Below are 14,537 nucleotides of genomic sequence, written 5' to 3' on the forward strand. Positions count from 1 at the left end.
GTCGGAGGATGAGGACGTTGGGTCCCTTGGAGAGCACTGACCCCGAACGCATCGGCCGGTACCGGCTGATCGGTCGTTTGGGCTCCGGCGGCATGGGACAGGTGTTCTTCGGCCGTTCGGCCGGAGGGCGGGCGGTGGCGATCAAGCGCATCCACCCGCACATGGCCGCCGACGCCTCCTTCCGCCAGCGCTTCGTCCGCGAGGTCACCGCCGCCCGCCAGGTCAGCGGGGCCTTCACCGCCCCGGTCATCGACGCCGACCCCGACGACCAGGTGCCCTGGCTGGTCACCTCCTACGTGCCCTCGCTGCCCCTGGACGAGGCGGTGCGGGCGCACGGCCCGCTGCCCGAGGCCAGTGTGCGCGTGCTGGCCGCCGGTCTGGCCGAGGCGCTGGCCGAGATCCACCGGGTCGGCCTCATCCACCGCGACCTCAAACCCGGCAACGTCCTGCTCGCCGAGGACGGGCCCCGGGTGATCGACTTCGGTATCGCCCGTGCCACCGACGGGACCGCCGCCACGCAGTCGGTCATCGGCACCCCCGGTTTCATGAGCCCGGAGCAGGTACAGGGCGAGTCCCTGACCCCCGCCAGCGACCTGTTCGCCTACGGCGCCGTGCTGGCCTACACCGCCACGGGCGCCGGCCCCTTCGGTGAGGGCAACATGCCCACCATGGTGATGCGCATTATCGGCCACGAGCCGGACCTGTCGGCCGTTCCCGAGTCCCTGCGCCACCTGGTCGCCGCGTGCCTGTCCAAGAACCCGCAGGGGCGTCCCGGCCCGGGGGAGATCCTGGACTACCTGGGGGACGTGCACGTGGGTCCGGCCTGGCTGCCCCCGGCCGTGATGATGGGTGTGCAGGAGCAGGTCGCCAAGGTCAACAAGGCGCTGGCCGTCTCGGCCGGTGACGGACAGGCCACCGGCGCGCACCAGCGCACCGAGGCCCTGGGCGGTGCCACCGCCCTGGGAGGTGCGGCCGGTGCGGCCGCGGGAGCCGCCGCGGCGGGCGCGCTGGGCGATGACCAGGCCACCCGGGTCGCGGGCGGGGGGCAGGGGGCCGACAACGGCGCCACCTCGGTGCTGGGGGAGCAGACCCAGCAGCAGGGCTACCAGCAGACCCAGCAGCAGGCCCAGCAGCAGGGCTACCAGCCCACGGCCCGGTTCCCGGGCGCCCAGCAGGTGCCGCCCACCGCGTACCAGCAGGGCGAGCCGGGTGACCGGGACCCCTACGCCGACCTGTACGGCACGCGGCGCGACTCGCGCGCCGAGGCCGACGCCGATCCGCGCCAGCAGCAGGAGCAGCTGCGCCAGCAGGAGGAGCAGCGCCGGCGCCGCATGGAGGAGCAGCAGCGCTACCAGCAGGAGCAGCACAGACGCGCGGAGGAGCAGCGGCTGGAGCAGCGCCGCCGGCAGGAGGCCGAGCGGGCCCACCGCGAGCGCGTGCGCGCCGAGCAGGAGGCCGCCCGCCGGGCGCAGGCACAGGCGCGCCAGGCCGGCCAGCCGGGAGTGTGGGGTTTCGTCAAGCTGCTGCCGCTGTTGGTCATTCCGCTGGTCCAGATCCCGCTGGGCTACGGTGCGGCGCTGGCGTGGTCGTGGTTCACCACCGAGAGCGGTGTGTGGAACGGCATGGCCTACGCCTTCGAGCCGTTGACCATGGACTCCTTCTGGCACGCGACCATGCTGGGCTACTTCCTCTTCAACAACCTGGTGTCGCTGGAGTACCTGGTGCGGTCGCTGCGGACCTCCTTCGTCACCGGCGCGGTGCTGGCGCTGGGTGCGATCGCGGCGACCAACGGGTTGCTGTACAGCTTCGGTTTCTGGGGCTGAGTCCGCACCGCCGTGTGGGTGCCCGCACCGCGTCGCGGGGCCCACGCGGCCGGCCTCCGCGCCGGGAACGGAAACGGGGACGGGTTCGTCGTCCCGGCCGATCCCGGGGGCGAGTCCTGTGGAGCGCGGCGACCGGGAGCCGGAGGGCATGGGAGCGCCCGGGCCCTGAGAACACGCCTCAGCCGAGCGCGGAGGCCTCCGAGCGCTCCCGGCGGATCTCGGTCACCCGGTGGTGCACGGGGCGGGTGGGGGAGAGCGCCGAGCACGTGGTCGGGCACTCCGGCCCCTCCACCGTGGCCACCGAGACCGTGTACAGGCCGCCGCCGTGGCCCAGGGTGACCCGGACCCCCTCGGAGGTCTCCTCCTCGTCCAGGTGCGTCAGCTCCTCCACGCCCACCGCGCCCAGGCGCTCGCGCAGCGCGGCCTCGGCGGCCTGGGCGGCCGAGGAGTCGCTGCACCGCCCCCGGTAGTTCTCGGGCAGGACCACACCGCGCTCGAAGGCGGCGACCGTGCGCCGTGCCGACTCCGGCTCCAGGCGGCCGAAGTAGGCGCCCTGGGGCAGGGCGACCAGGTTGGCGGCGAAGCGGTCGCCGCCCACGTGCGTGGTCTCCCACACCTGGGCCCGGCCCCCGGTCAGCGCGGCGGCCACCGGGCGGCCCAGGACCGCGCAGCACGGGTCCTTCTTGGCGTGCGTGCACACCAGGTACAGGGTGTGGTCCACGGCGGTGCCGAACGCGGGGGGCCGGGGCCGCTCCACGGCGGTGGTGTCGTACTCCAGCAGTTCGGCCAGGTCGGTGAAGTCCACCTGGCGCACCCAGGGACCGGTGCGGCTGACATGCACGAAGTAGGCGCGCCTGGTGCCCTGTCCGGCCCCGGCGCGGCCGGTGTCGCCGGGGCGCTTGATCAACTGGGGCTTGATGTCCCTGCCCGCGATGCGCTCGGCCAGCCGTGAGACCACGGCCTTGTCCAGGCCGGGGCTGGTGAAGGCGGGGTGGCGCCAGGGGCCGGGGTGTTCGACCAGCAGCCATCCGGTGGTGCGCCCGGCCGTTCCGGAGATCGGCTCGCCGGTGTAGCGGGCCAGGGCCGAGCATCCCCGGCTGCCGTCCGGGGCGGTGGGCAGGCGCACGGGTCACGTCCAATCGGTGGCGGGTACACGGCGTCCCCGGGGCGGGGCGCGGGGCACGCGAAACGGAGTCGCGAAGGTTAGGTTAGCCTATCCATCCCGTACATGCTCCCGTCGGGCGGGGGTGGCGTCCGGAGGGAGCCGTGGCGCCCGGCGGGGGAGCCCTACCGGGGCGGGTCGGCCAGCATCCGCGCCAGCGCCCGCCGCGCGGAGTCCACGTGCTCCCGGGCCGCCTCGGCCAGGGCGGGGGTGGCGCCCCGCTCCAGCATCGACACCAGGCGGCGGTGCTCCTCCACCACCACCGACCGGTACTGGTCGTGGCCCAGACGGATGCGGGTGAGCTGGAACAGGTACACCTGCGAGCGCACGCCGTGCCAGGCCTGGGTCAGGCGGCTGTTGCCCGCGATCTCATAGACCCGGTCGTGGAAGGCCATGTCCAGGGAGAGCAGGGCGGGGCTGTCGGCGCCCGCGTCCAGCGCCCGCTCCAGCGTGTCCGTCAGGACCGACAGCTCCTCCAGGTGTCCGGGGGCGGCCCGCTCGGCCGCCGTGCCGGTGGCCAGGCACTCCAGCGCGGCGCGCACCGTGTAGACCTCGTCCACGTCGGCGGGGCTCATGTCGATCACGCGGGCGCCGCGGTGCCACTCGCTGCGCACCAGTCCCTCGCGTTCCAGGACGGCCAGGCCCTCGCGGACCGAGCCGCGGCTGACGTCCAGGGCGGTGGCCAGCTCCACCTCGCGCAGGGCCGCGCCGGGTGGTACCAGCCCCTCGAAGATGGCGTCGCGGACGCGGTCGGCCGCCTCGTGTGCCAGTCCGCGCCGCCGCGCCCTGCGCATGTCTTTCCCTTCGCGTCCGCCCCCGGTCCGTGTGCCCCGAAACCGCGTCGAGTGTACGGGTGGACCCGGAGGTGGGGGGCGTTTCGGGCACCGGTTTACTTCAAAGTTCAAATGTTGACATCCGGACAATCCCTGTCCGAGGATGAGGTGGAGGGTTCCGTGTCCGTGGTCCGGGTTCCGTCCTGACCCGGAACGCGGGCACGCCCCTTGTCGGCGTCGGGCCGCCCGCGGCAGTCCCGCCCGTGGCCGGGCCGAGGTCCCGGGCGAGGACACCGAGAGCCGTGGGCACGGCCCCCGGAGGCGGCGGTTCGAGCCGCCGCGGTGGCCGGGAGGGCCTTCGGCGGCTCCGGCGCCTTCGCGCGCAGCCGGGCGCGACCCCCTCTTCCCTCGTCCGGTCCCCGCCCCGCGGATCCCGTCCCTCCGGTGCGCGTGCGCGGCAGGCGCTCCCGCCGCGATGTCCCGGCGCACACGGTGTCCACCGGTCGAGCGCTCACTCACCTGGCCGGGCCCGGCGGGCCCGTGGGGCGGGGCGGCACCGAACTGTTGACGGCCGCGAAGACGACAGTGCTTGCGGCCACGGGGATGTCAGTGATCTCGCAGGCCACCGCCCTAGGACGCCGCCTCCGCCCCCGCGTTCGGCCTGTCCTGTGAGCGGTACTCGGCTTCGTCCAGGGTGATGTTCGTTCGGTGCCACACGCTGTCGCGCTCCTCCGGCGACCCCACGTCCCGCATGCCGTGCAGGTACTTGAGGGCCCCCTTGGGCGAGCAGAGGGTCGCCACACCGATCCCGTCGATGCTCGCGCCACTCAGTTCACCATCGCAGACCGCTCGGAGTACGGGTTCGGCGTGGGGGCCCGAGCCCTCCTTGGCCCTGCCGTAGCGAAACAGCGGGTGCCGACCCATCCGTGTGGGGTCGATGCGATCGTAGAAGTCGTCGGGCAAGTCGTTGGTCTTCGCGTTCTGCCGTAGTTCCTCCAGATACTCCTCAGCGGGGCGACTTCCGGCGTACTTGACGGTGCGGCGCTCTGGAGGGAGCACCCTCTGCCTCGGTTGTGGCGGCGGGGACGGAGCGGGCGCCGCTGCGGCTTCGCGCGCGGCCGGGTTCTGTGGTCCGAGCCTCTTGTCCCGCGGCTTTTTGGAGCGTTTGCCCACTAGGGCATCCCTATGCTTTGACCTGCGCTTTCGCAGCAGAGCGTAGAGGAGCGGGGTTGGAGGCACCCGAGCTTCGCCTCAACACGCCGTGGTGCCGTCGAGGCGCGGCGGCCAGGGAGGGACTTTCCCCGCGAAGTCCCCCTCGCGTGCGCGGCGCGAAGCACCACGGCCCGCTTCGAGCGCCAGAGCCCGGGCACAGCAACGCTGACCACAGTGGACAGGTCTGGCAGGCACTCCACAGCGTGGTGCTTCGCAGCCGCGACGGCAACTTCCCCACCACCGGTGGGCGCCGGAGCCGTCAAAGCGCCCTCGACTCAGCTAGAACAACGGTGTTGGTGCGACCCCGCGTCCCGAGAACGCACGAGCGTGACGGCAGCGCCCGGTCGTCAGGTGTCCGCTACGGGGAGGCGGTCGTGCCAGGCCATGTGGCGGTCAAGGTGCTGGTCTCCCTTGAGGGCGGACCCGTTCGGCGGTGTGACGCGGCCGCGGTGAGCCGTGCCCCGGGTCATCTCGGCGCTCCGCTGGGTGTTGCCTTCGACGAGCACCCGGCGCAGCCGGTCGTAGGCGCTGAGCGCCGCGGCGGTGCTGTCCGTGTCGCGCAGGGCCTTCGCCAGCACCACCGCGTCCTCCAGTGCCATGGACGCGCCCTGGCCGGTGGCCGGCGAGGCGGCGTGGGCCGCGTCGCCGATGACCAGCATCCTGCGGGTGTGCCAGGTGCCGCCGACCGGCAGGTCGTAGGCGTTGGTCACCATGGCAGGGCCGTCCGTCGCGGCGACGATGTCGGCGGCAGGGGTGGTGTCGGCTCGCAGGGTGTCGAGCAGGTGCCGGCGCCAGTGCTCGGGAGGGGTCCCGTTGATCTCGGCGGTCGGCAACTCATCCCCGGGCAGGCGGGCGAACCAGGAGGTCTCGCCCTCGGGTGAGACCGCGTAGCCGAAGGACGACGCACTGCCGCGGATCATCTCGATGCGCTCGGAGGTGTGGGGCGGGTCGGCGCGGGTGGAGTACCCGTAGAAGATGTTCTGCCCGGCGTAGCGGCGCGGCACCGAACCGGGGTCGATGAGCGGCCGGACGACGGATCCCAGGCCGTCGGCGCCGACGAGGAGGTCGCCTTCGACGGTCTCCCCGTCGGAGAAGGTCGCCGCGACACCGCCCGCCGTCTCCACGGCGGAGGCGAGCCGCCTGCCGTGCCGCACCTCGATCCCCCGGCGCCGGGCCTCCGACCGCAGTGCGCGGCACAGTGCGGCGCGGCGCATACAGCGGTACCGGCTGAGCGGGTCCTCGGCCCGGCCGAGCGGGGACGTGGCGATCTCCGCTCCGCTGCCATCGGTGAGGCGCATCGAGGTCAGACGGAAGCCGTGCCGGGCGACCTCCTTGTCCGCGCCGAACTGCGCCAGGGCCGTCATCCCGTTGCCGGCCAGGGTCAGGAAGGCGCCGATATCGGCCCCGCTGTCAGGGTGCGCCTCGTGGACCGAGACCCGCACGCCCGCCTTGTGCAGCGCGAGAGCTGCGGCGGTACCTGCGATTCCGCTACCGATGACCAGCACGTCGACCATTCGTCCCTGCCTTCCGGGTGAGGTTCGGACCGGAGTGGTCCCTACCCAGTGCGCGGTCGACATCTCAGGCGGCACATCGACTGATCGGCCATTGTGGACCCCACCGGTCGGCTAACGCGCTCCCTGGCAAGGAGGACGCCGGGCAGCGGCCGGTCCACCGATGTGCCGGGCGCCGCCGCCGACCACGCTGGAAGCATGACGGTCATCGAGGTGAAAGACCTGGTGGAGCACTACCGCCGGGTCGAGGCGGTGAACGGGGTCTCGTTCACCGTGGCGCGGGGTGAGGTCTTCGGGCTTCTCGGCCGCAACGGGGCGGGCAAGACCACCGTGGTGGAGTGCTTGGAAGGGCTGCGGCGCCCCGACTCCGGCACGGTCCGGGTCCTCGGTTTCGTCCCGGCCCGGCGGGACCCACCGGATGGCGACGGTCACGGCCAGCGCCCGACCTCCGCCCGTGATCACGTTCGGTCACCCCTTGCGGGGCGCCCGTGTTCGCGCGTTCTCCGGACACGGCGGAAGGTGTCGGCGCATACTCACCTCGAAGGAGCCGTGCGGGCGCGGGGGCGGGCAGTGGTCGATCCGGAGAAGAGGCAGGCGGCGACCGCCCGGTTGCGCCAGCTCGACGCGGCGGGGACGCTCACCTCCCGGCACGTGCGGCTGACGGCCGACGGGCGCGGGGTGAGCGAGCGCACCGTGTGGCGGTGGATCGACCCCCGCGCGCCCGAGAGCGACGGCCGGGCCCGGCCCGGGTACCGGCTCACCGCATGGCCCAGTGCGGAGCGACCGTCCGCGAGATCGCGGACCTGCTGGGCGTGCACCCCCACCACCCGGACGAGGACGCCCTGCGCCGCCTGCCGGAGCTGCCCACGCGGGTGCTCATCGGCCTCGCCCGCCGGTTGGACCTGCACCCCGCCGACCTCGCCCCCGGCCTGGAACCGGTACTGGTCCACACCCGCCAGGACACCGAGCCCGACTCCGAGGACCCCGCCATCGAGGCCGACGCTCGCACGGTGCTGGCCGCGCTGGCGCACGCGGGCACCCCCGTTGCACACCCACCGCTGTGCCAGGTGCTCGACTGGCCCCACCCCCGGCTCCGGACCGCGCTCGACCACCTCCAAGACCACCCCGAAGCGGCCGGGCTGGCCGCCCACGCCGTCGAGGGCGAGCTCGCCGTCGACCCGGCGGTCCGGTTCAGTCTCCTGCCCGAGCACTCACCGTCAGCAGAGGAGGAGACGGAGGAGGAGCACTGACATGTTCGTGGCCGATGCTCACTGACAAGTCGGTGACCGATCCACTGACATCCCCGTGGCCGTCAACACGAACCGACCACCCCGCAAGCGCCCTGACCAGGCACGGTCATCCCATCACCGGCTGTTCACGAGACGCAAATGTGCCTTTGTATCACCTTGACCGGATGAGGTGGATCACTTATGTTCGCTAGAAGAACACGTGTTCGCTAAACGTACAACAACGGGCGGTAACGCCCCCTGAACCGGCTGGAGCTCCTGATGCGCCGAACGTTGGCCGCCCTCACCACGGGCGCGGTACTGCTGGCCGCCACCGCGTGCGGCTCGCAGGAGGCCGATTCCGACTCCGGCGGCCTGACCACGGTCACCGCGGGCGTCATTCCCATCGTCGACGTCGCCCCCGTCTACCTCGGTGTGGAACAGGGCTTCTTCGAGGAGCGCGGTATCGACCTGCGGCTGGAGTCCAGCTCCGGTGGCGCCGCCATCGTGCCCGGGGTGATCAGCGGCGAGTTCGACCTGGGGTTCAGCAACATCGTCTCGCTCATCGTCGCCCGGGGGCAGGGCCTGCCCCTGACCACCCTCACCAACGGCGTCACCACCACCGGCGAGCAGGGCGCGGACATGGGCGGCGTCTTCGTCCAGGACGACAGCTCCATCCAGGACGCCGGTGACCTGGAGGGGCTCACCGTGGCCAGCAACAACCTCAAGAACATCGGTGACACCACCGTGCGCCAGTCCGTGCGCGTGGCCGGGGGAGACCCCTCGTCGGTGAAGTTCGTCGAGCTGCCCTTCCCCGACATGCCCGCCGCGCTGGACAGCGGACAGGTCGACGCGGTCTGGGCGGTGGAGCCCTTCGCCTCGATCATCCGCCAGGCCGGGCACCGCGAGATCGCCTCCAACTTCGTCGACACCCACCCCGAGCTGTCGGTGGCCGCCTACTTCGCCTCCGAGCAGCGCCAGGCCGAGGACCCCGAGCTCTTCGCCGACGTCACCGCCGCGCTGGAGGAGTCCATGGCCTACGCCCAGGACAACCCCGACGAGGTCCGCCGGACCATCTCCACCTACACCGAGATCGACCAGGGCGTCATCGACGAGCTGGTCCTGCCCCGCTTCCCCTCCGAGATCAACCGCGAGTCGGTGCGGACCCTGGCCGACCTGATGGTCACCGACGGACTCGTCGACTCCGAGCCCGACCTGGACGCCCTCTACGGCGCCAAGGAGTGACTCCGGGCCCGCCGGGGACATCCGTCCTCCCCGGCGGGCCCACAGCGCCCCTCCCACATGCCCCGTTCTCCGCGCAGGAGAGGACCGTGACCGCGACACGAACCGCCCTGGCCGTGCCCGGGGGCAGCGGCACCGCCGCCCCCGCACGGCCGCGTGGCGCCACCGTGGCCATCGACAACCTGTGCGATATCGGCGAAACTTCCGTGCGGAACCCGGTGCGCCCGGTGGGCGGCGGCGACGCCGCCGACGCCGACTTCGTCGAACCGGTGGTCACCGACGGCCTGATCGACTCCGCACCCGACTTGGACACGTTCATTCGATGACCGAAACCACCACCCAGGGCACCGCGCGCGAGCGCCCCGAGGCTCCCGCGGGAGCCGGCGGGCGCCCGCGCGGGGCCGCCCGCACGGGCCCCAACAAACCACTCCTCGGCGCCGTGGGCATCGTGGCCTTCCTCGGAATGTGGGAGGCCGTGCCCCACCTGGGCCTGGTCTCCGAGCGCTTCCTGCCCCCGGCCTCCACGGTCCTGGCCGCCCTGGCCCAGCGCGCCACCACACCCGGTCTCTGGATCGCGGTCGGTGACACCCTCATCGGGTGGGGCCTGGGCCTGGCCATCGCCTTCGTCGCCGCCGTCCTGCTCGGCTTCGCCATGGGCGCCCTGCCCCGGGTGCGCGCCTTCACCAACTCCACGGTGGACTTCCTGCGCCCCATCCCCTCGGTGGCGCTCATCCCGCTGGCCATCCTGCTGTACGGCACCGACCTCCGCTCCACCCTGCTCCTGGTGGTCTACGCCTGCTTCTGGCTCATCTACATCCAGGTGCTCTACGGGGTGGCCGACGTGGACCCCGTGGCCGAGCAGACCGCCCGCTCCTACGGGCTGGGCCGCCTGGCCCGGATCCGCTACGTGGTCTGGCCCACGACGCTGCCCTACCTGATGACCGGGGTGCGCCTGGCCGCCGCGGTCGCCCTCATCCTGGCCATCACCGCCCAGTTGATCATCGGCTCTCCCGGCATCGGCCAGGAGATCGCCGTCGCCCAGTCCAGCGGCGCCGTCTCCTCGGTCTACGCGCTCATCGTCGCCACCGGCGCCCTGGGCGTGCTGATCAACATCGGGGTGCGTGTCCTGGAACGCCGCGTCCTGCGCTGGCACACGTCCGTCCGCGGGGAGGCCACCGCATGAGCAGCCAGTCCACCACCCTGAGCACGGGGCCCGGCGCCACGGCCTCCGTGCGGCGCGCGGGCACCAAGGTCCTGCACCTGCTGCTGTTGCCCGCGCTGCTCATCGGCCTCTACGCCTACTCCAGCGCCAACTCCGACAGCTACTACATGCCCACCCCCGACCTCATCGCCGCGGCGTTCGTCGAACTGTGGTTCTCCGAGCGCTTCTTCGTGGACGTGCTGCCGAGCCTGGCCCGCCTGGCCGTGGGCTTCACCCTCTCCGCGGTGCTGGGCGTGGGCCTGGGCGTGGTGCTGGGGCTGTCCACCCGGGTACGCGCCCTGTTCGAACCGGTCCTGGAGTTCCTGCGGGCCATCCCGCCGCCCGTCCTGGTGCCGCTGATGATCCTGCTCGTCGGGATCGACGACTCCATGAAGGTCCTGGTCATCGTCTCCGGCTGCGTGTGGCCCATCCTGCTCAACACCGTCGAGGGCGTGCGCGCGGTGGACCCCGTCCTGGCCGACACCGCCCGCTGCTACGGGATCAACGGCACGACGAGGCTGCGCGTGCTGGTGCTGCGCTCGGCCAGCCCGCAGATCATGGCCGGGCTGCGACTGGCGTTGGCGCTGGCCATCATCCTGATGGTCATCAGTGAGATGTTCGCCAGCTCCAGCGGTCTGGGCTTCGCCGTCGTGCAGTTCCAGCGCTCCTTCGCCATCCCCGAGATGTGGGCGGGCATGGTGCTGCTGGGGATGATCGGCTTCGCCCTGTCGGTCCTGTTCGAGTTCGCCGAGGGCCGCGTCCTGGGCTGGTACCGCGGCCTGCGCGCCGCCAACCGGGGGGAGTGAGAGCGATGAGCGCGAACAGCGGTACCAGCGCGGGTGCGGACGCCGCGAACCCGGGCGCCACGACGAACCACCAAGGAGAACGCCCCACCATGCTCAAGGTCACCGGCCTGCAGAAGATCTACAACGGGGGAGCCAACGCCGTCGAGGCGGTGCGCGACCTGACCTTCGACCTGGGCGAGGGCAAACTCGTCTGCCTCGTGGGCCCCTCCGGTTGCGGCAAGACCACCCTGCTCAAATGCATCGCCGGGCTCATGCCGCCCACCAGCGGCACCGTCGAGCTCGCCGGCCAGAGCGTGACCGCGCCGCCGCCGGGCATGGCCGTGGTCTTCCAGGAGTACGGGCGCAGCCTCTTCGCCTGGATGAGCGTGCGCGCCAACGTCGAGCTGCCGCTGAAGGAGAAGAAGATCCCCCGAGGGCGGCGCAGAGAGCTGGTCGACGAGTCCCTGGAGGCGGTGGGGCTGACCAGCTTCGCCCACGCCTACCCCTGGCAGCTCTCGGGCGGCATGCAACAGCGCGTGGCCATCGCCCGGGCCATCGCCTACGAGCCCCAGGTCCTGCTGATGGACGAGCCCTTCGCCGCCGTGGACGCCCAGACCCGCGCCGACCTGGAGGACCTCATCCGCCAGATCTGGCAGCGCATGGGGGTGACCGTGCTGTTCGTCACCCACGACATCGACGAGGCCGTCTACCTGGGGGAGAGGGTGCTGGTGCTGTCCTCCTCACCGACCGTGGTGCAGGATGACATCACCGTGGACCTGCCCACCGAGCGCGACCAGCTCACCACCCGCCAGGACGAGCGCTTCACCGAGCTGCGCGCCCGCGTCTACGCCGAGATCCAGCAGGCCAAGAAGAGCGCCGGGGCGGCCCCGACCGCCGCCCCCTCCGTCGCGCACTGACCGAGTACACCACCCGTGGCGGAGGACGGGCACGCGAGCGCCGCCCGTCCCGCTCCACGCGCGGACCAAGCGTCGAATCCGTCAAAGGAGACACCGTGCCCCTGATCACCGAGGACTACACCTCCTCCGTCTTCACCGGAACCTGGACACCGGCCAGGGGCGGCGACGCCCCCGTGGTCTCGCCCTCCACCGGTACCGTCCTGGGTCGCACCGGCATCGCCGACGCCGAGGACGTGCGCGAGGCCGGCGCCCGGGGCGCCCGGGCCCAGCGCGAGTGGGCGGCGGCCTCCTTCGAGGAGCGCGCCGCCGTGCTGCGCCGTGCCGGGGACCTGCTGGAGGCCCACTCCGAGGAGATCACGGGCTGGCTGCGCCGCGAGGGCGGGGCGGCGGTCGGCATGGCGGGCTTCCAGGTGCACGTGGCCGCGGGGGAGTGCTTCGAGGCGGCGGCCCTGGCCTCCCAGCCGCACGGCGAGATCCTGCGCACCGGCAAGCCGAGGCTGAGCTTCTCCCGCCAGGTGCCGGCCGGGGTGGTGGGGGTGATCGCCCCGTTCAACGTGCCCCTGATCCTGGGCATCCGCTCGGTGGCCCCGGCGCTGGCCGTGGGCAACGCGGTCATCCTCAAGCCGGACCCGCGCACGGCCGTGTGCGGCGGCGCGGTCATGGCGGAGGTGTTCCGCCGGGCGGGTGTGCCCGAGGGCGTCCTCCAGGTGCTGCCGGGCGGGGCGGAGGCCGGTGAGGCGCTGGTCGCCGACCCGCACGTGCGCGTGATCTCCTTCACCGGCTCCACGCAGGCCGGCCGCAAGGTCGGCGAGGCCGCCGGGCGCCACCTCAAGCGCGTCCACCTGGAGCTGGGCGGGAACTCTCCGCTGGTGGTCCTGGACGACGTGGACGTGGCCTCGGCGTCCTCGATCGGCGCGTGGGGATCGTTCCTGCACCAGGGACAGATCTGCATGACCACCGGCCGCCACCTGGTGCACGAGTCCGTGGCCGACGAGTACGTGGAGCGGCTGGCCGCCAGGGCCGACGCGCTGACCGTGGGCAGCACCGAGGTCGAGGGCGCCGCGCTGGGTCCGGTGATCGACGCCGGGCAGCGCGACAAGATCCATGAACTGGTCACGGGAAGTGTGGACTCGGGCGCGCAGCTGCGCGCGGGCGGCACCTACGAGGGACTGTTCTACCGGCCCACGGTCCTGGACCGGGTCCGGGCCCAGACCCCGGCCTACGCCGAGGAGGTGTTCGGCCCCGTGGCCCCGGTGGTGCGCTTCTCCTCGGTCGACGAGCTGGTGGAGCTGGCCAACTCCACCGAGTACGGGCTGTCCCTGGGCGTGCTGACCAACAACCCGATGCGGGGGATGGAGATCGCCGACCGGGTGCCCAGCGGCATCGTGCACATCAACGACCAGACCGTGGACGACGAGGCCGTCGCCCCCTTCGGCGGGGTGGGCGACTCGGGTACGGGCTCGCGGTTCGGCGGTACCCGCGCCAACCTGGAGGCGTTCACCGAGACCCAGTGGGTGACCATGCAGGCCGACCCGGCGCGCTACCCGTTCTAGGCGCCGCGGGCGCCCTGGCGCGATGCCCGGCGGTGCCCGCGCCAGGTGCGGGCCGCCGCCCCCGGGGCGGCGGCCCGGCCCGTGTCCGGATCCGGACCGGCTTCGGGCGCGGACGGGGCGGCCGAACACGTGGAGGGACTCCGCCCGGGCCGCCTCACCCGGTCATGTCGGGGATGACTCCGGGCCCCACCCGCCGCACGTAGTCGCGAAACAGCGCCACCGCCGGGGGCTCGTACCCCCCGCCCGACCCCTCCTCGGGCCAGACCACCCCGATGGGCCGACGGGCGTCCACGCCCCGCAGCGGCAGCTCCACCGTCCCGCTCAGCGCCCCCCTGGGCCGTGCGGGAAGGACCGACACCCCCAGGCCCGCCGCCACCAGCCCGCGCGCGGTCGCGATGTCGTCGGCCTCGAAGGCCACCCGGGGCGTGAACCCGGCCCGCTCGTTCAGCCGGTCGGTGAGGTGGCGCACGCCCCGCCCCGGCTTGAGCAGGATGAACTCCTCGTGCGCCGCGGCGCTGCCCGGCACCCCCCGCTCCCGGGCCCGGTCCCCTCCCCGCGCCAGCGGGTGCTCCTCGGGCACCACCAGCCGCAGCATCTGCGTGTGCAGCGTCGCCGCCGCCAGCCCCCGCCCCGAGGGCAGCGGCGAGGTCAGCGCCAGGTCGGCGCCGCCCGCCGAGAGCCTGCGCAGCGACTGCGCCCAGGGCTCCTGGGCGAGGGAGAACCGCACCCCCGGGTGCTCGGCCCGAAAACCCCGCAGCAGTGCCGGGACCACCTCCACGCCCAGCGTGGGCAGGAAGGTCAACGCCACCCGCCCCTCCTCGGCGCCCGTCAGCTCCGTCATCCCCTGGCGCAGGTCCTGTAGCGCGCGCTCGGCGTGCGGCAGCAGCAGCCGGCCGGCCCGGGTCAGGCGCACCCCGCGGCCGCTGCGCTCCACCAGGGCCATGCCCAGCTCCTCCTGCACCCGGGTCAGCGCCCGGCTCAGGGTGGGCTGGGGCATTCCCAGGGACTCGGCGGCCCGGGTGATGTGCCCGGTCGCGGCGACCGCCGCCACCATCCGCAGCCTGGGCGCCAGGACCCGGGCCAGCGCGTCCGCGTCGGAGCCGTCGGGGTGTTCTCCGTCTTTCATGCATTT

The 14,537-nt window shown here is 73.0% G+C and carries 13 protein-coding genes and 1 pseudogene; 9 read left to right on the plus strand and 5 right to left on the minus strand.

Features of this window, described 5'->3' with window-relative positions; genetic code table 11:
• Positions 1-26 precede the first annotated feature (26 nt).
• Positions 27-1,823 (plus strand): serine/threonine protein kinase, encoded by a 1,797-nt coding sequence (locus NOSIN_RS08325; protein ID WP_227014312.1) that lies wholly within the window; start codon positions 27-29, stop codon positions 1,821-1,823.
• 178 nt (positions 1,824-2,001) lie between these two features.
• Here NOSIN_RS08325 and NOSIN_RS08330 read toward each other — a convergent pair whose 3' ends face one another.
• The 4 genes from NOSIN_RS08330 to NOSIN_RS08345 all read right to left on the minus strand — a co-directional run bounded on the left by NOSIN_RS08330 (position 2,002) and on the right by NOSIN_RS08345 (position 6,484).
• On the minus strand, positions 2,002-2,949 hold the full coding sequence (locus NOSIN_RS08330) for a sucrase ferredoxin (protein ID WP_077690180.1): 948 nt from the start codon (positions 2,947-2,949) through the stop codon (positions 2,002-2,004).
• A gap of 161 nt (positions 2,950-3,110) precedes the next feature.
• Positions 3,111-3,779 (minus strand): GntR family transcriptional regulator, encoded by a 669-nt coding sequence (locus tag NOSIN_RS08335; RefSeq protein ID WP_077690181.1) that lies wholly within the window; start codon positions 3,777-3,779, stop codon positions 3,111-3,113.
• 609 nt (positions 3,780-4,388) lie between these two features.
• Positions 4,389-4,817 carry a hypothetical protein gene (locus NOSIN_RS08340; protein ID WP_143832886.1) on the minus strand — a complete coding sequence of 143 codons (429 nt, stop codon included), beginning with the start codon at positions 4,815-4,817 and terminating at the stop codon, positions 4,389-4,391.
• A gap of 500 nt (positions 4,818-5,317) precedes the next feature.
• Entirely contained in the window at positions 5,318-6,484 is a 1,167-nt protein-coding gene (locus NOSIN_RS08345) for an FAD-dependent monooxygenase (RefSeq protein WP_077690183.1), read from the minus strand.
• A 195-nt stretch (positions 6,485-6,679) separates the two neighbouring features.
• On the opposite strand from NOSIN_RS08345, the pseudogene NOSIN_RS08350 reads away from it, so the two are divergent.
• From NOSIN_RS08350 to NOSIN_RS08385, 8 genes and pseudogenes are all read left to right on the plus strand, one after another.
• Positions 6,680-6,859: pseudogene (locus tag NOSIN_RS08350) on the plus strand (ATP-binding cassette domain-containing protein); the annotation flags it as partial.
• A 386-nt stretch (positions 6,860-7,245) separates the two neighbouring features.
• The gene (locus tag NOSIN_RS26680) at positions 7,246-7,731 is read left to right on the plus strand and encodes a hypothetical protein (protein ID WP_143832887.1); all 486 of its coding nucleotides are present in this window, start codon (positions 7,246-7,248) and stop codon (positions 7,729-7,731) included.
• A 258-nt stretch (positions 7,732-7,989) separates the two neighbouring features.
• The gene (locus NOSIN_RS08360) at positions 7,990-8,952 is read left to right on the plus strand and encodes an ABC transporter substrate-binding protein (protein ID WP_077690184.1); all 963 of its coding nucleotides are present in this window, start codon (positions 7,990-7,992) and stop codon (positions 8,950-8,952) included.
• Between the two features lie 86 nt (positions 8,953-9,038).
• Positions 9,039-9,275: a hypothetical protein gene (locus NOSIN_RS27700; RefSeq protein WP_077690185.1), complete on the plus strand. Its 237-nt coding sequence runs from the start codon at positions 9,039-9,041 to the stop codon at positions 9,273-9,275.
• Positions 9,272-10,132 carry an ABC transporter permease gene (locus NOSIN_RS08370; RefSeq protein ID WP_077690186.1) on the plus strand — a complete coding sequence of 287 codons (861 nt, stop codon included), beginning with the start codon at positions 9,272-9,274 and terminating at the stop codon, positions 10,130-10,132. The genes NOSIN_RS27700 and NOSIN_RS08370 overlap by 4 nt, the downstream gene beginning before the upstream one ends.
• Entirely contained in the window at positions 10,129-10,956 is an 828-nt protein-coding gene (locus NOSIN_RS08375) for an ABC transporter permease (protein ID WP_077690187.1), read from the plus strand. Before NOSIN_RS08370 ends, NOSIN_RS08375 begins: the two co-directional genes overlap by 4 nt.
• 89 nt (positions 10,957-11,045) lie before the next feature.
• The gene (locus NOSIN_RS08380; protein WP_077690188.1) at positions 11,046-11,852 is read left to right on the plus strand and encodes an ABC transporter ATP-binding protein; all 807 of its coding nucleotides are present in this window, start codon (positions 11,046-11,048) and stop codon (positions 11,850-11,852) included.
• Positions 11,853-11,947: 95 nt separating this feature from the next.
• On the plus strand, positions 11,948-13,405 hold the full coding sequence (locus NOSIN_RS08385) for a benzaldehyde dehydrogenase (RefSeq protein ID WP_077690189.1): 1,458 nt from the start codon (positions 11,948-11,950) through the stop codon (positions 13,403-13,405).
• Between the two features lie 154 nt (positions 13,406-13,559).
• Here NOSIN_RS08385 and NOSIN_RS08390 read toward each other — a convergent pair whose 3' ends face one another.
• Positions 13,560-14,531 (minus strand): LysR family transcriptional regulator, encoded by a 972-nt coding sequence (locus NOSIN_RS08390; protein WP_077690190.1) that lies wholly within the window; start codon positions 14,529-14,531, stop codon positions 13,560-13,562.
• Positions 14,532-14,537: the final 6 nt, after the last annotated feature.

The organism is Nocardiopsis sinuspersici (genome assembly GCF_001998325.1).
GTDB lineage: Bacteria > Actinomycetota > Actinomycetes > Streptosporangiales > Streptosporangiaceae > Nocardiopsis > Nocardiopsis sinuspersici.